This window comes from Janibacter terrae NBRC 107853 (assembly GCF_001591405.1).
Classification (GTDB): Bacteria; Actinomycetota; Actinomycetes; order Actinomycetales; family Dermatophilaceae; genus Janibacter; species Janibacter terrae.
Window position 1 is genome coordinate 286,737 of the sequence record NZ_BCUV01000002.1, and the last position, 20,649, is coordinate 307,385.

The window sequence follows — 20,649 nt, forward strand, 5'->3', positions numbered from 1 at the left end:
GTCAGTGGGTCCGCAGGGTGCGAGAGCGCAGGCGCGGTCGACGGGCCGGCGCGTGGTGGCGCAGCAGGGACAGGCCGCCGACGATGCACACGATCTCGGCGATCGCGGCGGTGAGGACCCAGCCGCCCGTCCACCGCTCGTGCACCCCGAAGAGCCCGACCGAGGCGGAGGTGACGAAGGCGCCCAGAGTGCTCGCCCCGAAGCCCAGCACGAGGAGGGCCGGGACCCAGTGCCGCCACCCGATGAGGAGGCCGGCGATGACGAGGCCCGCCATCGCGTTGAGCAGGAAGGCCGGACCGATGACGTCGAGGTCCCGGTAGCCCTCGAACGCCCACAGGACGAGGTGCACCGCCGCCGAGACGAGGGCTGCCGTTGCCGTGATGAGTCGGGTGCGCATGGTGCTCCTCCATCTCCGGGTGACACCGCCATCACCCCTGACCTGATCACGGCCGCGGCGGCCCTGCGGTTCAAGGCCCCAGGTGGGCACGAGCGCGGATGAACCATCGCCCGGCACGCTCCGTGTCTCCACCGTGCGAGGACGTCGCGAGGTGCCACGGTGAGCGGCCCGGACCGGGCCTACTGGCTGCGTGCCCCCGGGTCCGGGGAGATCCGGCCGGTCGTCCTGCGCGCCCCCGGTCCCGGTGAGGTCCGGGTGCGCACCGTGCGCTCCGGGGTCAGCCGGGGCACCGAGGCCCTCGTCCACCGCGGTGGCGTCCCCCCCGACCAGTACGCGGTGATGCGAGCCCCCTTCCAGGCAGGGGACTTCCCCGGACCGGTGAAGTACGGCTACCTGAGCGTCGGCGTCGTCGAGGAGGGACCGCACGACCTGCGGGGTCGTCGGGTCTTCTGCCTGCACCCCCACCAGACGGCCTACGTCGTCCCCGTCGGCGCGGTCGTCCCGGTGCCCGACGAGGTGCCCGATGACCGGGCCGTCCTCGCCGGGACCGTCGAGACGGCCGTCAACGCCCTGTGGGACGCCACCCCGCTGGTGGGGGAGCGGGTGGTCGTCGTCGGCGCCGGCATGGTCGGCCTGTGCATCGCCCGGCTGCTCGTGGGCATCCCCGGCGCCGAGGTGACCGTCGTCGACCTCGATCCGCGAAGGGAGCCGGTGGCCCGAGCGCTCGGTGCGGATTTCTCCCTTCCCGCCGACGCGCCGCGTGACCGTGACCTCGTCGTCCACGCCAGCGCCACCGGCGCCGGCCTACAGCTCTCGCTCGACCTGCTCGCGGCCGAGGGGAGCGTCCTGGACGTCAGCTGGTACGGCGACACCGAGGTGGGCCTCCGGCTGGGTGGCGCCTTCCACGCGCGCCGGCTGTCGATCCGGGCGAGTCAGGTGGGGACCGTCTCGCCGCGGCGCCGTCCCGGGCGCACGACCCACGAGCGGCTCCGGCTCGCGATGGAGCTGCTGCGTGACCCCGCCTTCGACGCGATCATCACGGGCAGCTCCCCCTTCGACGACCTGCCCGAGGTCATGCCGCGGATCGCCTCGGGGGCCCTCCCGGCGCTGTGCCACACGATCACGTACCCGGCGGGCAGAGGAGGCGGGATGAGATGTTCAGCGTGACGGTGAGGGACCACGTGATGGTGGCCCACAGCCTGCGGGGAGAGGTCTTCGGCCCCGCGCAGCGGCTGCACGGCGCGACCTATGTCGTCGACGCGACCTTCCGCGCCGCGCAGCTCGACGACGACGGGCTCGTCGTCGACATCGGCGCGGCGACGGTGGCCCTGGCGGCCGTCCTCGCCGACCTGGCCCACCGCAACCTCGACGACGACCCGACGCTGGTCGACGTCAACACCACGACCGAGCGGCTGGCGCAGGTCGTCGCGGACCGGCTCGCGGACCGGGTCGCGGACGGGGAGGTGGGTGCCGATGTCGGCCACCTGACCGGCCTGGCCGTCACCCTCCACGAGTCGCACATTGCGTGGGCGAGCTACGAGCGTGCGCCGTGACCGCCGTGCACGTCGTCGTCCCGGAGGGCGTGGACGACCCGACCCGGCCGAGCGGCGGCAACACCTACGACCTCCGGGTCTGCGCGGGGCTGGCCCGTCGCGGCTGGGCGGTGAGCCGCCACGAGGCCACCGGGCGGTGGCCCGGACCGGACGCTGCCGCGCGGCAGGCGCTGGGGGCCAGGTTGGCGGGCCTGTCGCGCGGCTCTCTCGTCCTCGTCGACGGGCTCGTGGCCTCGGCGGTCCCCGAGGTCCTCGTCGCCGAGGCCCGTCGGTTGCGGGTGGTCGTGCTGCTGCACCTGCCCCGCGGCCACGACGCGGCCGGGGGCGTCGACGGTGCCCCGGCACTCCGCCGCCGGACCCGGGCGGACGAAGGCGCGGTGCTGCGCGCGGCGGCGGGCGTCATCGTCCCGAGCCGGTGGACGCGCGACTGGGTCGTCGAGGCCTACGGCCTCGCGGCCGACCGCGTCGACGTGGTGGCGCCGGGAGTCGACGCCGCCCCGCTCGTGGCGGGCGGACCAGCGGGGAGCCGCCTGGCGTGCATCGGGGCCGTGGTCCCGACGAAGGGGCAGGACCGGCTCGTCGACGCGCTCGCGGACCTCACGGACCTGTCTTGGTCCTGCCAGGTCGTCGGGTCGCTCGATGTCGAGCCGTCGTGGGCCCGACGTCTCGGGCGGAGGGTCGAAGGGGGTGGCCTCGGGGAGCGGGTGCGCCTGCGTGGACCGCTCCCGGGACCGGAGGTGGACGCGGTGTACGCCGACAGCGACCTCGTCGTCGTCCCGTCGAGGATCGAGACGTACGGCCTGGTCGTGACCGAGGCCCTCGCGAGGGGCATCCCCGTCGTCGCGTCGCACGTGGGTGGCCTGCCCGAGGCGCTGGGTGACACGCCGCTCGGTCGGCCCGGGGTCCTGGTGCCACCCGACGACCCCGCCGGCCTCGCCCGTGCGCTGCGGCGATGGATCACGGACGCGGGGCGACGTGCCGACCTGAGGTCGGCGGCACGCGCGCGGCGGGAGGCCCTCGCGGACTGGTCGACGACGTCCGACGGTGTGTCCGCCGTGCTGTCGGCCGTGCGGACCGGGGCGGCCGCATGAGCGCGTCGATGGTCACGGTGAGCCCCGACTGGCTGCGGCTGCGGGAGCCGGCTGATGCAGCGGCTCGGTCCCTCCGCCTGCGGTGGACGCTCGGGCAGGTCCTCGCCGACACCCCGTGCCACGTCGTGCACGACCTGGGGAGCGGCACCGGGTCCATGGGGCGCTGGCTCGCCCCGCGCCTGCCCGGTCGGCAGCACTGGGTCCTGCACGACCGGGACGCCACCCTCCTCGACGTCGCCGCCGCCCACCCGCCGACCGCAGCGCTGGACGGGGCTGCGGTGAGCGTCGAGACGCGTACGGGGGACCTCACCCGCCTCGATGCGGACGACGTCGCCGACGCCACGCTGATCACGGCCTCTGCCCTGCTCGACATGCTCACGCTCGAGGAGGTGGAGCGCGTCGTGGCGCGGTGCGTGCAGGCGCGGTGCCCGGTGCTCCTGACCCTCAGCGTCACGGGCCGGGTCCGGCTCACGCCGGGGGAGTGGCTCGATGCGCGCCTCGAGACCGCCTTCAACGACCACCAGCGCCGCCGTGCGGGCGAGCGGGCCCTGCTCGGACCCGACGCGGCCGCAGCGGTCCGCGACCTGGCCCGTGGTCGTGGTGCGCGGGTGCTGGTGGCGACCAGCCCGTGGCGCCTCGGCGCCGACGCGGCGGCGCTCGCGGGCGCCTGGCTCACGGGGTGGCTGGCAGCCGCGGTCGAGCAGCGCCCGGACCTGCTCGACGCCGTCGCCGGGTACGCCGGGCTCCGGCGGGCGCAGCTGGCCGGGGGCGGGCTGGGCGTCCTGGTCGACCACGTCGACCTGCTGGTCCTGCCGACTCGGTGAACCGGGAGGGGGCGTCGTGCGTGTCACTGCTGTGGAGACACCGGGCTCGTCGACGAGGTCGTGGCGGCGGTGGGTGCGTCCCGTCGTCGGCGCCACGATCCTCGGCGTGCTCCTCGCCCGGGTCGGCGCCGGAGCGGTGGTGGAGGGCCTGCTGTCCGTCGACGTCCTCGTGGTCGCCGTCGCCGTGCTGCTGACGGCGGTGACGACGACCAGCAGCGCGTGGCGCTGGCAGGTCGTCGCGGGGCGTCTCGGCGTCGGTCTGCCGCTGCCTGCGGCCGTCGCGGCCTGCTACCGGTCCCAGCTGGTCAACCTCACGCTGCCGGGAGGCGTCGTGGGCGATGTCGAGCGCGCGGTGCGGCACGGTCGGAGCACGGCCGACCTGCGCGCCGGCCTGGGTGCGGTCGCCGTCGAGCGTCTGGTGGGTCAGGCCGTGCTCGTCCCCCTGGCCGTCGTGGCAGCCGCGGCCGCGGGCATCGTGCCGGTCCCGGTCGCTGCGGGTGTCCTGGCGCTGGTGGTGGGTGGGCTGTGGCTCGAGCGTCGTCACGGCTGGTCGGTCATCGCCCGCGTCGTGCTCGCCTCGGTCGTCGCGGTCGCAGGTCACGTCGCGATCTTCGTCCTCGTGGCCCGCGCCGTGGGGGTGAGCCTGCCCCTGGGGGTGCTGCTCCCGCTGACGCTCGTGGTGCTCCTCGTCGCGGGCATCCCGCTCAGCATCGCCGGGTGGGGCCCGCGTGAGGGCGCCGCGGCGTGGGCCTTCGCCGCGGCCGGAGCCACGGCGGCGCAGGGCCTGGCCGTGGCCGTCGCCTTCGGCGCAGTCGTCACCGTCGCGACGCTGCCCGGTGCGGTGGTCCAGCTGCACCGGCCGCGGGTGGTGCGCGGCGGGCACGCCCTCGCCCCGGCACCGGGGGTGGGCACCCGTGGCTGAGCGGCCCTACACGATCCTCAGCTGCGCCGTCTCCCTCGACGGCTACCTCGACGACGCCACCGGCACCCGGCTCGTCCTGTCCAACGCCGCCGACCTCGACCGCGTCGACGACGTCCGGGCCGGGTGCGACGCGATCCTCGTGGGCGCGGGGACGATCAGGGCCGACGACCCACGCCTGCTCGTCCGCTCCGAGCACCGGCGCGCCGCCCGGGTCCTCGCCGGGCTCCCCGGGTCGCCCTGCAAGGTCACGGTGACCCGGCGCGCAGCCCTGGACCCGGCGGCGCGGTTCTTCGCCGACGACGGGGTCGACAAGCTCGTCTACTGCTCCTCGGCGGCAGCCCCGCGGACCCGGGCGCGGCTGGGCGTCCGGGCGCACGTCGTCGACGCGGGCCCACGGCCGACCCTGCGCACCGTGAGCGCGGACCTGGGGCGAAGGGGGGTGCGGCGGCTCCTCGTCGAGGGCGGCCAGCAGGTGCACACCCAGTTCCTCGCCGAGGACCTCGCCGACGAGCTCCACCTCGTCCTGGCCCCGATCTTCGTCGGCGACTCGCACGCGCACCGCGTCGTTGCGGACGGGCCCCTCCCGTGGAACCGGGACCACCGCGCGCGCCTGGCCGAGGTGCGTCGGATCGGGGACGTCGTGCTCATGCGCTACGCCCTGTCCGCGCGCTGCGACGGGGACGGGCACGCTGCCGTCAGTGCCTCCGAGCGCCTCCTGGGGGTCCGGCCATGAGGCACCGACTCGCCGCTGCCGCGATCAGGACCGAGGTCCCCCTTCCGCTGGCCTTCGCCGACGGCTACCGCGTCGAGGGCCGCGTCATCAGCTTCACCGGGCTCATCGACGGCCGCGAGCACATCGCGGTCGCCCTCGGCGCGGTCGACGCACCGCGCGACCCGCTCGTGCGGATCCACAGCGAGTGCCTCACCGGTGACGTCCTCGGCAGCGAGCGGTGCGACTGCGGGCCCCAGCTGCGGGAGGCCGTCGAGCGGATCGCCGAGGTCGGTGGCCACCTGCTCTACCTGCGGCAGGAGGGACGAGGCATCGGCTTGTCCGCGAAGCTCGACGCCTACGCACTCCAGGACGCGGGGCTGGACACCTACGAGGCCAACGAGGCGCTGGGCTTCGAGGCGGACGCCCGCGACTACACCGTGGCGGTGCAGATGCTCCGGGCGCTCGGGCTGGAGCGGGTGGCCCTGCTGAGCAACAACCCGGACAAGGTCGCCCAGCTCGAGCGGCTCGGCATCCGGGTCGTCGAGCAGGTGCCGACCGCGGTGCACCGGAGCGCGGCCAACGCCCGGTACCTCGCGACGAAGGCCGCCCGGGGCGCGCACCGCTTCGCGCCGATCGCACCGCCTCGGCCGTGACCACGCCGCGCGTGCTCGTCCCCGCACGGGCCGTAGGGGCTCCGCGCACCGGGACCTGTGCCGCGGTCGGGACGGCCGGGCTCGCCACCCTGCTCGCGTTGCTGGGCGAGGTCGCCGGGCTCACCGCGCCGGGCTGGGCCGTCGGGTCCGTGTGCGGTGGCGCGTTGACCCTCTACCTGCTGCGGGGACTCGCGGCCGCGGGCTCCCGGTCGCCGGGCCCCGCCGATCTCATCACCTACGGCCGGGGGCTGCTCGCGTGCGGGGTCGCGGGGCTGGCGGCGGAGTCCCTGGTCGCGCAACCCCAGCCCGTGGCCGTCCTCGTCCTGGCCGCCCCGGCTCTCGTCCTCGACGCGGTCGACGGGAGGCTGGCGCGCCGGACAGGGACGGTCTCGCCCTTCGGTGCGCGCTTCGACGGAGAGGTCGACGCTTTCCTCATCCTCGCGCTCAGCGTCTTCGTCGCGCCGACCTACGGGTGGTGGGTCCTGGCGGCAGGCCTGGCGCGCTACGCCTTCGCCGCGGCCGGGGTGGTCCTGCCCTGGCTGCGCGGACCCCTGGGGTACCGCTACTGGCGCAAGGTCGTCACGGCCACGGTAGGCGTTGTCCTCGCGGTGGCCGCCTCCGGCGTGCTGCCGCACGGGTGGATGGAGGCCGCGCTGGTCGGTGCCCTCGCCCTCCTCACCGAGTCCTTCGGGCGCGACGTGCGGACGCTGTGGCGTGCCCGTCACCCGGGCCGGCGGCGGGTGGCCCCCTTCGTCCTCGGCGTGGTGGCCCTGGCCGCGCTGTGGTTCGCGCTCGTGGCGCCGACCGACCCGGACCGCATGTCCGTGCTCGCCCTGCTGAGGCTGCCGCTCGAGGCCGTGGCGCTCGCCGGCCTGGCGGTCCTGCTCCCGTCACGATGGGCTGCGGTGCTCGGGGTGGGCGCGGGCCTCGCCCTCGGGGTGGTGACCGTCCTCAAGGTCCTCGACCTGGGCGCCGTCACCGTGCTCGGACGTCCCTTCGAGGTGACGACGGACGGCCCGCTGCTGGCGTCCGGGCTGTCCTTCGTCGACGACTCGGCGGGTCCGTGGGCGGCGCGAGGCGCTGTGGTCCTGGCGGCGGTCCTCGTCCTCGCTGCCGTCGCCGGCCTGCCCCGGGCCACGACACGGCTGGTGCGCGCCGCCCGGCACCACCGCCGGGTCGCGGAGCGGCTCGTCCTCGTCTCGGCGACCGTGTGGGTGGTGGCCGCCGGAGCGGGCCTGCGGTCGTCCGCCGGTCCCGTGGCCGTCACCGGCTCCGGGCCCTATGTCGTCGACAAGGCCCGGGCATCGCTCGAGGCGCGGCACGACCTGGCGCAGTTCGAGCAGCAGGTCACCGACGACCCCTTCGCCTCGGCGCCACCGGACCTGGCCGGTCTGGCCGGCAAGGACGTGCTCGTCGTCTTCGTCGAGAGCTACGGTCGCGTCGCCGTCGAGGGACCGGGGTCCGGCGGCGTGCGGGGTCTGCTGCGCGCGGGTGGGGACTCGTTGGAGTCACGCGGGTTCACGGCGAGGAGCGGCTACCTCACGTCGTCGACCTTCGGTGGGAGCAGCTGGCTGGCCCACTCGACCCTGCAGGCCGGCGTGCCCGTGACGGACCAGCTGCGCTACGAGGCCCTGCTCGGCACCGGGCGCAGCACGCTGTCGACGGTCCTCGGGCGAGGTGGGTGGCGCTCGGTCGCCCTCCTGCCGTCGGTGGACCGACCGTGGCCGCAGGGGCAGCGGTTCTACGGCTTCGACCGCGTCTACGGTACCCACGACCTCGGCTACGCGGGTCCCCGTTTCGGCTTCTCGAAGGTGCCGGACCAGTTCGCCCTGACCGAGTTCGGTCGACGTGAGCTCACCCCTTCCCGCCGTCCGCCCGTCGTGGCCCAGATCGAGCTCACCTCGAGCCACGGCCCGTGGGCGCCGCTGCCCACGCGCGTCGACCCGGCCGACCTCGGTGACGGGTCGGTCTACGCCGACATCGCGGCCCGCGCGGAGGGCCCGGAGCAGCTCCTGCGCCATCGCGAGGACGTGCCGGCGGCCTACCGGGAGTCCATCGCCTACTCGCTGACGAGCGTCCTGGACCTGCTCGCGGCCCACGACGACGAGGACCTCGTCGTCGTCCTGCTGGGGGACCACCAACCGGCGTCCGTGGTGAGCGGGCACGGAGGCAACCGCGACGTCCCGGTGAGCGTGGTCGCCCGCGACCGGGCGGTGGTCGACCGCATCGCCGCGTGGGGATGGACCCCAGGCCTGGTCCCGGATCGTGGTGCCCCGGTGTGGCCGATGGCCGACTTCCGCGACCGCTTCCTCACGTCGCAGAGCACGCGATGACCGCGCCGGCGACTCCTGAGCGCGTGCTCTGGGAGGCCCGACGCGCGGGGTTCGCCCCGGGGGAGTTCGTGGGCCAGCAGAGCTTCGTCTCGGCCTCGGAGGTGGGTTGGCTCGCCTCCCGGGCGCGGGTCGCCCCGGGCGTTCGGGTGCTCGACCTGTGCTGCGGCCTCGCCGGGCCCGGTCTGTGGGTCACCGGGGCGCTCGGGTGCGACTACCTCGGGGTCGACGCCGACGCGGACGCGATCGCGACGGCACGTGGGAGGGCGAGCGAGCTGGGGGTGGGGGCCCGGTTCGTCGTGGGCCGGGTGCCGCCGCTGCCGCCGGGCACCTTCGAGGTCGTGCTGCTGCTCGAGACCCTGCTCGCCTTCCGGGACAAGGCGGCTCTGCTGGTCCGTATCGCGGCCGCCCTCGAGCCGGGCGGCCGGTGCGCCCTGACCGTCGAGGCAGGGGACCCGCTGGGCCCTGCGGAGCGCGCGGTGATGCCGGGGTCGGACACCGTGTGGCCGACGCCCTTCGCGCAGCTGCGGGCCGACCTCGAGGCAGCCGGGCTGCGGCTGGTCGCCCGCACCGACCGCAGCCTCGACCACGCGCGCGTGGCGCTGGCGCTCGCCGCGTCCTACGAGCGCCGGGCACCCCGTCTCGACGCGGTGGTCGGTGCGGGCGCGCGTCGCGACATCATCGCGGGGCACCGGCTCTGGGCCGAGTGGCTCGCCTCCGGTCGGATCCGCAAGTACTGCGTCGTCGCCGAGCGGGTGCGCGCCCAGCGCCTCTGGTGACGCCGGCGGATCCCGGGGTCAGCCGAGCTCGACGAGTGCCACCGGGTCGCTCGTCGGCTGCCTCGACCCACCGGCCGGCTCCATGGTCAGGCCCACCCCCGCGGCTGTCGAGACATCCCCTTCGAGGAGCATCTCGCCGTCGGTGCCGGGCACCATCCCGGCGGAGGTCATCTCGCCCGAGGCGTCCTGCAGCCAGGCCTGGTAGGCCCGGCCCTCGCCGGGCGCGGAGAGGCCCTCGACGCGCAGCACGGCCCGGTCCATGTCCTCGGAGCGGGTGATCCTGACGGTGCCACCGTCTGCCGTCGTCGCGGACCAGCTGTGGGCGTCGTCCGCAGCCACGACCTGCTCGGTCAGGCTCTGGCTCGTGCGCTCGACCACCTGCCAGGTGGCGCCACCGCCGACGACGAGGGCGGCGGCCGCGGCGAGGGCGACCCAGCGTCGCCGCACCCGCTGACGCAGGGGAGTCACGGTCGCCTGCTCGGCCTCGGCCTCGGCCTCGGCCGCGGGCTCCGGCCCGGGCACCGGTGGCGGGTCCTGCCGGGTGGTGCGGACCGCGGCCAGCACGTCGGCGCGCAGCGCGGGCGGCGGGGTGACGGCGACCGTCTCCGCGAGCAGCGGTGTGACCAGGCGGAAGGAGTCCACCTCGTCGCGGCAGGTCGAGCACCGCGCGAGGTGCTGCTCGAAGTCGGCTCGTTCCCCGTCGTCGAGGGCGTCGAGGACGTAGGCCCCGGAGAGGCTGTGCAGGTCTTCGCTCATGGTGTCACTCCCAACTGGTCCCTCAGGCGGATGAGTCCGTCGCGGATGCGTGTCTTGGCGGTGCCGAGCGGCAGGTCGAGGAGGCCGGCCACCTCGGTGTGGGTGTAGCCGCCCAGGTAGGCGAGGCTCACCGCCTCCCGTTGCGCCGCGGTCAGCCCGTCGAGCGCGGAGCGCACCCGTCTGGCCTCGATGCGGGCGGTCGCCAGCTCGGCGGTGGTGTCGAAGTCGACCTCACGGGTGCGCGCGTGCCAGGTGTCGTCACGGGTGACGGCCGCCTGGCTCGAGCGCACCCGGTCGATGGCCCTGCGGTGGGCCATGGTCAGCATCCAGCCGATCGCCGACCCCTTGCGCGGGTCGAAGTGGCTGGCCCGGCGCCAGACCTCGAGGAAGACCTCCTGCGTGACCTCCTCGGACTGCGCGGGGTTGCGCAGGACCCGCAGGACGAGTCCGTGCAGCCGCGGTGCGGTCTCGTCGTACACCGCCGCGAAGGCCGCCTCGTCCCCCTTCGCCACCTGCTTGAGGCGTTGGGCGAGCGGGTCGCCGACACCGCCGGCAGGCTCCCCCTGGGCGCCGGTGAGGGCGTCCGGGGGGTCCTGCTGGTGGGGAGGGGGCACGAGGTCCATCGTGGTCTATCAGATCACTTGGCGGTCGGCATGAGGACCGAGTCGATGATGTAGACGGTCGCGTTGGCGGTCTGCACGTCGCCGCACACGACCTCGGCCTCGCCGACGGTGAAGTCCTCGCCGGAACCCTCGACCGTGATCTTGTCCCCGGCGAGGGTCTCGTGGGTGCCCGCGAGGTCCTCGGGGGCGAGGCGGCCGTCGACGACGTGGTGCGTCAGGACCGTGGTGAGCAGGCCCTTGGGGTCGCCCATCGCCTTGTCCAGCGTCGCCTTGTCCATCGCGGCGAAGGCGTCGTCGGTCGGCGCGAAGACGGTGATGTCCTTCGAGGAGTTGAGCGTCTTGGCCAGGTCGGCCTCCGTGACCGCCTTGACGAGGGTCTTCAGGGCCGGGTTGTTGCTCGCAGCGGTGGCGACCGGGTCCTTGGCCATGCCGTCGAAGGAGCCCTTGCCGCTCGTGGGGACGGCCTGGCAGCCCTCGCCGAAGGGAGCGGATGCCTCGGTGGCCCCGCCCGAGGAGGTCATCGAGTCGTCGGAGCCCATGGACTCGGAGCTGCTCGCGGAGCTGGCGCTCGAGGAGGCCCCCGACCCGGCGGAGTCGCCACCGCAGGCGGTGAGGGCGAAGGGGAGGGTGATCGCGGCGAGGGCAGCGGCGGTGCGGGTGGTGGTCATGCGGAACATGTCGGCCTCCAGGGCGTCGGGATTGACTGTGCGACAAGGGTTCGGAGCCGTCGCGTTCCCGGATGGCTCAGTCCGTGACCGTGACCGCGATCGAGTGCCAGCCCGTGGCCCCGGAGGGGAAGGGGGTGGCATCCTGCTGCGTCTGCACCTCGCCCGTCCCGTCGGTCGCGCGCACGGTGATGTCGTGCCGGCCGGGGGTGGCGTCCCACGGGAGGAACCACTGCCGCCAGCAGTCGACGTTGGCCTCGGCGCCGAGGGTGGCGCGCCGCCACTCGCCGTCGTCGACGCGCACGTCCACCCGGGTGATGCCGCGCCCCTGGGCCCAGGCGACGCCACCGATGACGGTGCGACCGGGGGCGATGCGTCGCAGCGCCCGGGGTGTGTCGACGCGCGCCTGCGTCCTGACCCGGCCGTCGGTGGCCCAGTCGCGGTCGGTCCAGTAGGCGCTCGCCCGGTCGTAGCGGGTGACGGTCATCCTCGTGAGCCACTTGGTCGCGCCGACGAACCCGTAGAGCCCGGGCGTGACCAGCCGTGCGGGGAAGCCGTGCTCGCGGGGCAGCGGCGAGCCGTTCATCCCGACCGCGACGAGCGCGTCGCGGTCGTCGAGCAGCGCGGACAGGGGCGTGGAGATCGTCATGCCGTCGGTCGACGTCGACAGGACCTGCAGGTCCGGGTCCTTCGGGTCGACGTCGAGGCCGGCGCGCGCGAGGAGCTCGCGGGTGGGCACGCCGAGCCAGCGGGCAGTGCCGATGTAGGGGCCGCCGACCTCGTTGGAGACGCAGTTGAGCGTGATGTCACGCTCGATCATGGGCGTCGCGAGCAGCTCCCCGATGTCCATCGTGAACCCGTCCGGCACATCGCCGTCGATCGTCAGAGACCAGTCGCCCGGGTCGACGTTCGGCGCGAGCAGTGCGGTGTCGATCCGGTAGAACTGCGCGTTCGGCGTGACGAAGGGGGAGATCCCCGGCGTGCCGACCTCCACGCCCGCGGGCAGCGGGGCGAGGGGACGCGTCGGGTCCGGCAGGGCGAGGGTCGGCGGCGTGGCGCGCGCGACGAGCGCCTGCCCGGAGGCCCCGAGGGCGACCGCCGCGACACCCGTGCCGCCGAGGGCGACGACCGAGCGGCGGGTCGGCTGCGCGGGGCCCGCGTGGGCCGCTCCCGCGGGCAGCACCCTGGCCACGAGGAGGTCCAGGGCGAGCACGCCGACCACGGCCGCGACGACTGCGGGCAGCCAGGCCAGCGCGTCGGCGGTGGGGCGCAGGACCGCAGCCGCGCCCGCCAGCCCCGTGAGCAGCAGGAGCAGCAGCGTCGAGAGCAGGCGCGAGCGCGGTCGGACCGCACCGGCCACCGCTGCGAGCAGCAGGGTGACGAGCGCGACCGAGCCGATGAGCACCGGCTTGTCCGCGGTGCCGAAGGTCGAGACCGCCCACTCCTTGACGGGGGTGGGCGTGGCATCGATGACCTGGCTGCCCACGGCGAGGACGGGTGAGGCAGGGGGCGAGACCAGCGCCGCGACGAGGTGGGCGGCGGCGGTCCCGAGGGCGGCGGCTGCCACGCCGCAGGTCGCGGGCAGGATCCAGGTCTTCATGCCACGGGGTTCGGAGCCGATCCTCCGGTGGATGGGTCCGCGGCACGACGAAGGGGGCCCCGTCCGGGACCCCCTGCGTCGTGCGGACCGTGAGCGCTCAGAGCGCGTCGATGATCTCGTTGAAGGTGCTGCTCGGACGCATCGCGGCGGAGACCTTGTCCGCGTCCGGCTTGTAGTAGCCACCGAGGTCGACGGGCGAGCCCTGGACCGCGACGAGCTCCTCGTTGATCTTGTCCTCGTTCGCCGCGAGCTGCTCGGCGACCGCGGTGAAGCGCTCCTTGAGCTCGGCGTCGGCGTCCTGGGCGGCCAGCGCCTGCGCCCAGTACAGGGCGAGGTAGAAGTGGCTGCCGCGGTTGTCGATCTGGCCGACCTTGCGCGCCGGCGACTTGTTCTCCTCGAGGAAGGTCGCGATGGCGGTGTCGAGCGTGTCCGCGAGGACCTGCGCCTTGGGGTTGTCGAAGTTCGTCGCCAGGTGCTCGAGCGAGGCGCCCAGCGCCGAGAACTCGCCGAGCGAGTCCCAGCGCAGGTAGTTCTCCTTGACGAACTGCTGCACGTGCTTCGGGGCGGAGCCGCCGGCACCGGTCTCGAAGAGCCCACCGCCCGCGAGGAGCGGGACGATCGAGAGCATCTTGGCGCTCGTACCGAGCTCGAGGATCGGGAAGAGGTCCGTGAGGTAGTCGCGCAGGACGTTGCCGGTCACGGAGATCGCGTCCTTGCCGGCGCGGATCTGCTCGAGGCAGAAGGTGATCGCCTCGACCGGCGGGAGGATGCGGATGTCCAGGCCCTCGGTGTCGTGCTGCGGCAGGTACTCGCGGACCTTGGCGATGATCTGCGCGTCGTGGGCCCGCTGCTCGTCGAGGAAGAAGACGGCCGGTGCGCCGGTCGCACGGGCGCGGGTGACGGCGAGCTTGACCCAGTCCTGGACGGGGATGTCCTTGACCCGGCTCATGCGCCAGATGTCACCCTCCTCGACCGAGTGCTCGAGGAGCGTCTCGCCGTCCGTGCCGGTGACGGTGACCGTGCCGGCGGTCGGGATCTCGAAGGTCGTCGGGTGCGAGCCGTACTCCTCGGCCTTCTGCGCCATGAGGCCGACGTTGGGGACGGTGCCGATCGTCGCGGGGTCGAGGGCGCCGTTGCGCTTGTGCTCCTCGATGACGGCCGCGTACATCGGGCCGTAGGAGCGGTCCGGGACGAGCGCGAGGGTCTGCGACTGGCCGCCCTCGGCGTTCCACATCTGCCCGGAGTCGCGGATGACGACCGGCATCGAGGCGTCGATGATGACATCGCTCGGGACGTGCAGGTTGGTGATGCCCTTGTCCGAGTCGACCATCGCGATGGCCGGGCGGGAGTCCGCGAGGGCCTTGATATCGGCGAGGATCTCGTCGCGCTTGTCGGCCGGCAGCTGCTCGATCTGGGTGTAGAGCGAGGCCAGCCCGTAGCGCAGGTCGACCTCGGCCTCGACGAAGGCCGCCGCGTGCTTCTCGACGAGGTCACCGAGCCAGGCGGCGACGGCGTGGCCGAAGAGGATCGGGTCGGAGACCTTCATCATCGTGGACTTGAGGTGGAGCGAGAAGAGCAGACCCTCCTCCTTCGCGGCGGCGATCTGCTCGTCGTAGAACGCGCGGAGCGCGGAGGCCGACAGGAAGGTCGCGTCGACGATCTCCCCCTTCGTCACCGGGACGGAGTCCTTGAGGACGGTGGCCGTGCCGTCGGCGGCGGTGAGCGTGATCTTGAGGGTGTCGTCCTCGCCCATGACGACGGACTTCTCGTTGCCGTAGAAGTCGCCGCCGGGCATCGAGGCGACGCGGGCCTTGTTGTCCGCGGTCCACGGACCGAGCTTGTGCGGGTGCTTCCTGGCGAAGTTCTTCACGGCCAGCGGCGCGCGGCGGTCGGAGTTGCCCTCGCGCAGGACCGGGTTGACCGCGGAGCCGAGGACGGTGGCGTAGGCCGCGGCGACCTGCTTCTCCTCCTCGCTCTCGGGGGAGTCGGGGTAGCTCGGCAGGTCGTAGCCCTGACCCTGGAGCTCGGCGATCGCGGCCTTGAGCTGCGGCACGGAGGCCGAGATGTTCGGCAGCTTGATGATGTTGGCCTCGGGGGTCGTGGCCAGGGCGCCGAGCCCGGAGAGGTTGTCGGGGACGCGCTGCTCCTCGGTCAGGCGGTCGGGGAACTGCGCGAGGATGCGGCCGGCGAGGGAGATGTCGCTCGTCTCGAGCTCGACTCCGGTGCCCGAGGTGAAGGCCTGGACGATCGGCAGGAGCGAGTACGTGGCCAGCGCGGGGGCCTCGTCGATCTTGGTCCAGATGATCTTCTCGGTCATGGGTGTCCCTCCAAGGAGTGTGGGGTGGGTCTCGTGGAGATCTTCCCACGCGGGCGAAGGGGGACGCCCTGCGGCTCCCGCGGCCGGTCGCCCGGGGACGCAATGGGTAGTTCTTGCCGCACGTGGTTCAGTAAAGGGTCTGGTAAATATTGGTAAGAGGTTGGTAAGGTTTGGCCACGAGGACGCGGACGGGGAGGTCCACGACCTCGTCCTGAGGCAGACCCTGCCCCGGGTCGGCTCGGGGAGGGGTTTGTGCAGTGCGCATCGAGATCATGTACTTCGTGGGGTGGATCACCGTCCCGATGGTCGCCTACACCAGTGCCCAGTGGGCCATCCGTCACTCCAACCAGCGCAGTGCCCTGCGGACCCGGACCGACGCCGCAGGGCGTCTGGACGAGATGCGGACCCAGCGCGTCGCGACCGGTGCCACCGAGCGCGGTCGCATGACCGAGGCGATCCGCCTCGCCGAGAACGCCGCGGCCAGCGCCGCCCTGATGATTCGTCGGGGTTGACGTGGTCGGCGTCCCGCGTCTGGTCGACGTGGACGCTGGTGCCGGCCGGGCAGCCCTGCGGCCTCTGCAGGGGATGCTGGCCGTCACCGACCTGCTGGTCATCGTCTGGGCCACCTTCGGCGCGCAGTTCGTCCGCTTCGGCATCGAGGGCCGGACCGACGTGGCGGCCACCGCCGGCAACCTGACGCTGAGCTACACCGCCTTCAGCGTCGTGCTGGCCATCGCGTGGTGGCTCATGCTGCGCCTGCACGGCGCGTACGAGTCCCACGTGCTGGGCCACGGGACCGCCGAGTACCGCATCATCGGCGTCGCCTCCCTGAGGCTCTTCGCCGGTGTCGCGATGCTGGGCTTCGCCCTGCAGGTGGACGTGGCGCGCGGGTACATCCTCCTCGCCCTGCCGGCGGGGGTCGTCGGACTCTCCGTGGCCCGCCGCGCCTGGCGCACGTGGCTGGGGGACCGTCGGGAGGTCGGCGACCTCAGCCTCGACGTGCTCGTCGTCGGGGAGGGTGCAGCGGTGACCGAGCTGGTGGGCGTCTTCGCCGCCGTGCCGCAGGCGGGGTACCGCGTCGTCTGTGCCTGCACGACGGCGGAGACGGTGCTCCCACCCGACCTGCCGGTGCTCGGCAGCCCGCGCGAGGCGGCCAAGGTGGCCATCGAGCTCGGCGTGGACGTCGTGGCGTGCGTGGGGGAGCACGGACTCGGCGCCGTGGGCCTGCGACGTCTGGGGTGGGCGCTCGAGGGCAGCGACATCGGCCTCGTGGTCTCGCCCGGGCTCACCGAGGTGGCCGGGCCCCGGGTGCTGACGCGCCCGGTCGCGGGGCTGCCCCTGCTGCACGTGGAGGCGCCGACCTTCTCCGGTCCCAAGCTCGTCCTCAAGTCGATGGTCGACTGGATCGGGGCGCTTCTCCTCGTGATCCTGTTCTCGCCCCTCCTGCTCGGCGTGGCGCTCGTGACGAAGCTGTCCGACGGTGGGCCGGTCTTCTTCCGGCAGGTGCGGGTGGGCCTCGACGGCGAGCTCTTCCGCATGACGAAGTTCCGCTCGATGGTCGTCGACGCCGAAGCCCGCCTGGCTGACCTGGAGACGTCCCGCGACGAGGACGCCGACGTGGACCGTGGGGTGCTGTTCAAGATGAAGGACGACCCCCGGGTCACACCCGTCGGTCGGTTCATCCGCCGGTACTCCATCGACGAGCTGCCGCAGCTCTTCGACGTGCTGCGCGGGGAGATGAGCCTGGTCGGCCCTCGTCCGCCGCTGCCCTCGGAGGTCTCGGAGTACGCCGACGACGTGCGACGGCGCCTGCTCGTCAAGCCCGGCATGACCGGCCTGTGGCAGATCAACGGGCGCAGCGACCTGTCGTGGGACGAGTCCGTGAGGTTCGACCTCTACTACGTGGAGAACTGGTCCGTCGCCCAGGACCTCGTCATCCTGTGGCGCACCCTCTCCGCCGTCGTCTCCCGGGACGGGGCCTACTGATGACGGACGACCAGCGACGGACGTGGAGCGCGCCGTTCCGTCCCCGCAGCTACCACGCGCTGTGGTCCATGCTCACGACGAGCCTGCAGCCGGTCGAGTCAGTGGACCGGTACGTGCGCGGGACCGGTGAGTACCCGTGGACCACGTCGCTGCGGACGCCGATCGGACCGGTCCGGCTGGTCGTCCCGCACCCGCACGACGTGCGGACGGTCAACGACATCTTCCACCGCCATGACTACGGCACGGGACGACCGCGGGTGGTCGTCGACGTCGGCGGCAACATCGGTGTCAGCGCGGCCTGGTTCCTCAGTCGCTCCCCCCACACGCGGGTGCACGTGTGGGAGCCGGTGCCGCACAACCTGCAGACGCTGCGCACCAACGTCGCGCGCTTCGGTGACCGCTGCGTGGTCCACGAGGCGGGGCTGGCCCCGCAGGCGGGTCCGGCGACCCTCCTCGTGGTCCCGCTCGGTCGCTCCAGCACGCTCGCCCAGAGCCTGCCGACCGCCGACGCCCGGGTCGCCGTCGAGGTCTGGTGCGAGGCCGTCGACGACGCGTTGCGCGGTGTGCTCGAGGGCGAAGGGGGGCACATCGACCTCGTCAAGATCGGCACGGGGGGCAGCGTGGAGGCCATCGTGGACGCGATCGCCGTCGACGTGCGCGAGGCGATCGACGAGATCGTCTACGAGTACCCCGGCGGGGTCAGGCGGCTGAGCGCCTGACGGCCGGGGCGTCGAGTGCGCCCGGTCCCTGGAGGCGGCCGACGGGCTGTCACAATGGCGCCCATGACCACGGCACCACGGCAGCGCATCCTCTCGGGGATGCAACCGACGAGCGACTCTCTCCACCTCGGCAACTACCTCGGGGCGCTCGTCAACTGGGTAGGTCTGCAGGAGGACTTCGACGCGTACTACTTCGTCGCCGACCTCCACGCCCTCACCGTCCCCACCGACCCGGCGGACATCACCCGCCGCAGCCGGGTCACGGCCGCGCAGTACATCGCCGGGGGCGTCGACCCGGAGCGCTCGGCGATCTTCTGCCAGAGCCACGTGCGCGAGCACACCGAGCTGATGTGGGTGCTCGCCTGCCAGACCTCCTTCGGCGAGGCGAGCCGCATGACGCAGTTCAAGGACAAGACGGCCAAGGGGATGGGCGCCAACGTCGGCCTCTTCACCTACCCGATCCTCATGGCCGCGGACATCCTCGTCTACGACGCGGCCCGCGTGCCCGTCGGTGACGACCAGCGCCAGCACCTCGAGATCACCCGCGACCTCGCCGAGCGGTTCAACGCCCGCTTCGGCGAGACCCTCGTCGTCCCCGAGCCGCACATCCTGAAGGAGACGGCGCGGATCATGGACCTGCAGGAGCCGAGCGCCAAGATGAGCAAGTCGACGTCCTCGGACAAGGGCCTGATCTCCCTGCTCGACGACCCCAGGCGCATCGCCAAGAAGATCCGCTCGGCCGTCACGGACACCGACGGCGAGATCCGGTTCGACGTCGAGGCCAAGCCCGGCGTCTCCAACCTGCTGTCGATCCACTCGGCCCTCTCCGGCCGGTCGGTCGCCGACGTCGAGGCCGGCTTCGCCGGCCGCGGCTACGGGGACCTCAAGCAGGAGGTCGCCGACGTGGTCGTCGCCGCCCTCGAGCCGTACCAGCAGCGCATGGCCGAGCTCATGGACGACCCGGCCGAGCTCGACAACATCCTGGCGAAGGGGGCCGCCCGCGCCCGCGAGGTGGCCGCCGCCACCCGGGACCGTGTCTACGATCGGGTCGGCCTCCTGGCCGCGAAGGCCTGAAGGTGGCCGTCCACGGGGTCTCCATCGCCGTGCCGGAGCCCTGGGGCTCCCAGCTGCAGCAGCACCGCGAGGACGTCGGTGACCCCATGGCGCGGGCCATCCCGCCGCACATCACCCTGATGCCGCCGACGGAGATCTCGGCGAGCGAGCTGCCCGACTTCACCCGGCACCTCCAGGCGGTCGTGCGGGCCCACGGCCCCTTCACCGTCCGGCTGCGGGGGACCGGCACCTTCCGCCCGGTGAGCCCGGTCGTCTTCGTCCAGGTCTCCCAAGGGATCCCGATGTGCGAGCGACTCGAGCAGGCGGTGCGCCGGGGGCCGGTGACCCGTGACCTCGAGTTCCCCTACCACCCCCACGTGACGATCGCGCACCACGTCGACGAGAGCGCCCTCGACCAGGCCTTCGACGGGCTCGCGGGCTTCGACGCCCGGTTCGAGGTGGGCGAGATCCACCTGTACCAGCACGGGGCGGACGGCGTGTGGCGCCCGATGCAGGGCTTCCGGCTCAGCGGGACGCGTCTGCAGCCTTCATCGTGAGGTGACCCTCCGGGTCGAGCCGCTCCAGGATCGCCGTCGCGACGTCGCCCAGCTGCCCGACCTGCTCGGGGGTCAGCGCGTCGAAGACCTCCTCGCGCACGAGGGAGACGTGGCCGGGTGCGGCATCGACGATCGTCTGCCACCCGAGGTCGGTGAGGCTCGCGTCGTTGGCGCGCGCGTCGGTGGCGCTCGGCTGACGACGCACGAGACCGCGGTCCTCCAGACGGCGCACGACATGCGAGAGCCGCGGCAGCGTCGCCTGGGTGCGCTGGCCCAGCCAGGACATCCGCAGGGTCCGCTCGGGGGCCTCGGAGAGCATGGCGAGCACCTGGTACTCGAAGTGCGTCAGCTGCGCGTCACGCCGCAGCTGGGCGTCCAGGCGGGCTGGCAGCAGCTCCGCGAGCGCGATGAGCCGGAGCCAGGCGGTCATCTCGTCGTCGTCGAGCCAGCGCGGGTCCATGGGCTCATTGTGTCTGTGCTTGTCGCGACAATCAACTACTGGGGCGCGGGCGGCATACTCGTGCCCATGGACGTCACGCACACGTCGCTCCCCGGGGTCCTGGTCCTCACGCCCACCCCGTACCGGGACGACCGCGGGTTCTTCTCCCGCACCTTCGACGCCGAGGTCGTGGCCTCGGCCGGCATCGACCCGCACGGGTTCGTCCAGGACTCCGTCTCCCGGTCGCGGCAGGGGGTCGTGCGGGGCCTGCACGTGCGGACCGGGGCCGGCGAGGCGAAGCTGGTCCGCTGCTCGCGGGGCGCCATCTTCGACGTCGTCGTCGACCTGCGACCCGGCTCGCCGACGTACCTGACCTGGCTCTCCTTCGACCTCGACGACGAGACGCCACGCTCGGTGTACATCCCGGCGGGGTGTGCCCACGGGTTCCAGGCACTCACCGAGCCGGCGGACATCACGTACCGGATCGACCGTGAGCACGACCCGTCCGAGGACCTGACGATCTCCTTCCGCGACCCCCGGCTCGACATCCCGTGGCCGCTGCCCGTGACCCTGGCCTCGGCCAAGGACCTCGACGCGCCGCTGCTGGAGCAGCTGGAGGGACGGCTGGCGACGATCGCCCCCGCGCCGCGCTGACCGGGTCTCCCCACGGTCG

At 73.5% G+C, this 20,649-nt stretch carries 22 protein-coding genes; 15 read left to right on the top strand and 7 right to left on the bottom strand.

The annotated features are described in order from the left end of the window. Position 1: 1 nt before the first annotated feature. A complete protein-coding gene (locus tag JT1_RS01470; RefSeq protein ID WP_068321855.1) occupies positions 2 to 397 on the bottom strand; it encodes a hypothetical protein in 396 nt (131 codons plus the stop codon). A gap of 159 nt (positions 398 to 556) precedes the next feature. Here JT1_RS01470 and JT1_RS01475 point away from each other — a divergent pair, with 159 nt between their 5' ends. The 9 genes from JT1_RS01475 to JT1_RS01515 all read left to right on the top strand — a co-directional run bounded on the left by JT1_RS01475 (position 557) and on the right by JT1_RS01515 (position 9,261). Further along, on the top strand, positions 557 to 1,564 hold the full coding sequence (locus JT1_RS01475) for a zinc-dependent alcohol dehydrogenase (RefSeq protein ID WP_068321858.1): 1,008 nt from the start codon (positions 557 to 559) through the stop codon (positions 1,562 to 1,564). 17 nt (positions 1,565 to 1,581) lie between these two features. Then, entirely contained in the window at positions 1,582 to 1,950 is a 369-nt protein-coding gene (locus JT1_RS01480; RefSeq protein WP_439645737.1) for a 6-pyruvoyl trahydropterin synthase family protein, read from the top strand. Continuing rightward, complete coding sequence (locus tag JT1_RS01485) at positions 1,947 to 3,041, top strand: glycosyltransferase family 4 protein (RefSeq protein WP_068321865.1); 1,095 nt, start codon at positions 1,947 to 1,949, stop codon at positions 3,039 to 3,041. Before JT1_RS01480 ends, JT1_RS01485 begins: the two co-directional genes overlap by 4 nt. Further along, positions 3,038 to 3,865 carry a class I SAM-dependent methyltransferase gene (locus tag JT1_RS01490; RefSeq protein WP_068321868.1) on the top strand — a complete coding sequence of 276 codons (828 nt, stop codon included), beginning with the start codon at positions 3,038 to 3,040 and terminating at the stop codon, positions 3,863 to 3,865. Before JT1_RS01485 ends, JT1_RS01490 begins: the two co-directional genes overlap by 4 nt. A 73-nt stretch (positions 3,866 to 3,938) precedes the next feature. After that, positions 3,939 to 4,787, top strand: a complete 849-nt coding sequence (locus tag JT1_RS01495) for a lysylphosphatidylglycerol synthase domain-containing protein (protein ID WP_068321871.1) — start codon at positions 3,939 to 3,941, stop codon at positions 4,785 to 4,787. Then, a complete protein-coding gene (locus JT1_RS01500; protein ID WP_068321873.1) occupies positions 4,780 to 5,520 on the top strand; it encodes a RibD family protein in 741 nt (246 codons plus the stop codon). The genes JT1_RS01495 and JT1_RS01500 overlap by 8 nt, the downstream gene beginning before the upstream one ends. Then, positions 5,517 to 6,152, top strand: coding sequence for a GTP cyclohydrolase II (gene ribA, locus JT1_RS01505; protein WP_068321876.1), 636 nt, complete (start codon positions 5,517 to 5,519; stop codon positions 6,150 to 6,152). The genes JT1_RS01500 and ribA overlap by 4 nt, the downstream gene beginning before the upstream one ends. Next, a complete protein-coding gene (locus JT1_RS18630) occupies positions 6,149 to 8,485 on the top strand; it encodes a CDP-alcohol phosphatidyltransferase family protein (protein ID WP_068321879.1) in 2,337 nt (778 codons plus the stop codon). The genes ribA and JT1_RS18630 overlap by 4 nt, the downstream gene beginning before the upstream one ends. After that, complete coding sequence (locus tag JT1_RS01515; protein WP_082807393.1) at positions 8,482 to 9,261, top strand: class I SAM-dependent methyltransferase; 780 nt, start codon at positions 8,482 to 8,484, stop codon at positions 9,259 to 9,261. The genes JT1_RS18630 and JT1_RS01515 overlap by 4 nt, the downstream gene beginning before the upstream one ends. Before the next feature lie 18 nt (positions 9,262 to 9,279). Here the strand turns inward: JT1_RS01515 and JT1_RS01520 are convergent, their stop codons facing one another. The 5 genes from JT1_RS01520 to JT1_RS01540 all read right to left on the bottom strand — a co-directional run bounded on the left by JT1_RS01520 (position 9,280) and on the right by JT1_RS01540 (position 15,222). Then, positions 9,280 to 10,017, bottom strand: coding sequence for an anti-sigma factor (locus JT1_RS01520; protein WP_068321882.1), 738 nt, complete (start codon positions 10,015 to 10,017; stop codon positions 9,280 to 9,282). Beyond that, positions 10,014 to 10,631, bottom strand: a complete 618-nt coding sequence (sigK, locus tag JT1_RS01525) for an ECF RNA polymerase sigma factor SigK (RefSeq protein ID WP_255218221.1) — start codon at positions 10,629 to 10,631, stop codon at positions 10,014 to 10,016. The genes JT1_RS01520 and sigK overlap by 4 nt, the downstream gene beginning before the upstream one ends. A gap of 23 nt (positions 10,632 to 10,654) precedes the next feature. After that, positions 10,655 to 11,317 (bottom strand): fasciclin domain-containing protein, encoded by a 663-nt coding sequence (locus JT1_RS01530; RefSeq protein WP_218005543.1) that lies wholly within the window; start codon positions 11,315 to 11,317, stop codon positions 10,655 to 10,657. Positions 11,318 to 11,384: 67 nt separating this feature from the next. Beyond that, positions 11,385 to 12,905, bottom strand: a complete 1,521-nt coding sequence (locus tag JT1_RS01535; protein ID WP_068321888.1) for a molybdopterin-dependent oxidoreductase — start codon at positions 12,903 to 12,905, stop codon at positions 11,385 to 11,387. A gap of 97 nt (positions 12,906 to 13,002) precedes the next feature. Next, positions 13,003 to 15,222 carry an NADP-dependent isocitrate dehydrogenase gene (locus tag JT1_RS01540; protein WP_068321891.1) on the bottom strand — a complete coding sequence of 740 codons (2,220 nt, stop codon included), beginning with the start codon at positions 15,220 to 15,222 and terminating at the stop codon, positions 13,003 to 13,005. A gap of 257 nt (positions 15,223 to 15,479) precedes the next feature. On the opposite strand from JT1_RS01540, the gene JT1_RS01545 reads away from it, so the two are divergent. The 5 genes from JT1_RS01545 to JT1_RS01565 all read left to right on the top strand — a co-directional run bounded on the left by JT1_RS01545 (position 15,480) and on the right by JT1_RS01565 (position 19,537). After that, positions 15,480 to 15,734: a hypothetical protein gene (locus JT1_RS01545; protein ID WP_068321893.1), complete on the top strand. Its 255-nt coding sequence runs from the start codon at positions 15,480 to 15,482 to the stop codon at positions 15,732 to 15,734. Positions 15,735 to 15,762: 28 nt separating this feature from the next. After that, positions 15,763 to 17,208: a sugar transferase gene (locus tag JT1_RS01550; RefSeq protein WP_169701790.1), complete on the top strand. Its 1,446-nt coding sequence runs from the start codon at positions 15,763 to 15,765 to the stop codon at positions 17,206 to 17,208. Continuing rightward, positions 17,208 to 17,927, top strand: a complete 720-nt coding sequence (locus JT1_RS01555) for an FkbM family methyltransferase (RefSeq protein WP_068321898.1) — start codon at positions 17,208 to 17,210, stop codon at positions 17,925 to 17,927. The genes JT1_RS01550 and JT1_RS01555 overlap by 1 nt, the downstream gene beginning before the upstream one ends. 63 nt (positions 17,928 to 17,990) lie before the next feature. Next, on the top strand, positions 17,991 to 19,001 hold the full coding sequence (trpS, locus tag JT1_RS01560; RefSeq protein WP_068321901.1) for a tryptophan--tRNA ligase: 1,011 nt from the start codon (positions 17,991 to 17,993) through the stop codon (positions 18,999 to 19,001). A gap of 2 nt (positions 19,002 to 19,003) precedes the next feature. After that, complete coding sequence (locus JT1_RS01565) at positions 19,004 to 19,537, top strand: 2'-5' RNA ligase family protein (protein WP_068321904.1); 534 nt, start codon at positions 19,004 to 19,006, stop codon at positions 19,535 to 19,537. Here the strand turns inward: JT1_RS01565 and JT1_RS01570 are convergent. Next, on the bottom strand, positions 19,506 to 19,997 hold the full coding sequence (locus JT1_RS01570; protein ID WP_068321907.1) for a MarR family winged helix-turn-helix transcriptional regulator: 492 nt from the start codon (positions 19,995 to 19,997) through the stop codon (positions 19,506 to 19,508). The genes JT1_RS01565 and JT1_RS01570 overlap by 32 nt on opposite strands. A 66-nt stretch (positions 19,998 to 20,063) precedes the next feature. Here JT1_RS01570 and rfbC point away from each other — a divergent pair, with 66 nt between their 5' ends. Next, positions 20,064 to 20,630, top strand: coding sequence for a dTDP-4-dehydrorhamnose 3,5-epimerase (gene rfbC / locus JT1_RS01575; protein WP_068321909.1), 567 nt, complete (start codon positions 20,064 to 20,066; stop codon positions 20,628 to 20,630). Positions 20,631 to 20,649: the final 19 nt, after the last annotated feature.

Bases quoted from the DNA above. Each gene is read 5' to 3' on its own strand.
- JT1_RS01470 (WP_068321855.1), bottom strand. From the start codon at position 397: ATGCGCACCCGACTCATCACGGCAACGGCAGCCCTCGTCTCGGCGGCG.
- JT1_RS01480 (WP_439645737.1), top strand. From the start codon at position 1,582: ATGGTGGCCCACAGCCTGCGGGGAGAGGTCTTCGGCCCCGCGCAGCGG.
- JT1_RS01490 (WP_068321868.1), top strand. From the start codon at position 3,038: ATGAGCGCGTCGATGGTCACGGTGAGCCCCGACTGGCTGCGGCTGCGG.
- ribA (WP_068321876.1), top strand. From the start codon at position 5,517: ATGAGGCACCGACTCGCCGCTGCCGCGATCAGGACCGAGGTCCCCCTT.
- JT1_RS01515 (WP_082807393.1), top strand. From the start codon at position 8,482: ATGACCGCGCCGGCGACTCCTGAGCGCGTGCTCTGGGAGGCCCGACGC.
- JT1_RS01520 (WP_068321882.1), bottom strand. From the start codon at position 10,017: ATGAGCGAAGACCTGCACAGCCTCTCCGGGGCCTACGTCCTCGACGCC.
- JT1_RS01530 (WP_218005543.1), bottom strand. From the start codon at position 11,317: ATGTTCCGCATGACCACCACCCGCACCGCCGCTGCCCTCGCCGCGATC.
- JT1_RS01535 (WP_068321888.1), bottom strand. From the start codon at position 12,905: ATGAAGACCTGGATCCTGCCCGCGACCTGCGGCGTGGCAGCCGCCGCC.
- JT1_RS01540 (WP_068321891.1), bottom strand. From the start codon at position 15,222: ATGACCGAGAAGATCATCTGGACCAAGATCGACGAGGCCCCCGCGCTG.
- JT1_RS01555 (WP_068321898.1), top strand. From the start codon at position 17,208: ATGACGGACGACCAGCGACGGACGTGGAGCGCGCCGTTCCGTCCCCGC.
- trpS (WP_068321901.1), top strand. From the start codon at position 17,991: ATGACCACGGCACCACGGCAGCGCATCCTCTCGGGGATGCAACCGACG.
- JT1_RS01570 (WP_068321907.1), bottom strand. From the start codon at position 19,997: ATGGACCCGCGCTGGCTCGACGACGACGAGATGACCGCCTGGCTCCGG.
- rfbC (WP_068321909.1), top strand. From the start codon at position 20,064: ATGGACGTCACGCACACGTCGCTCCCCGGGGTCCTGGTCCTCACGCCC.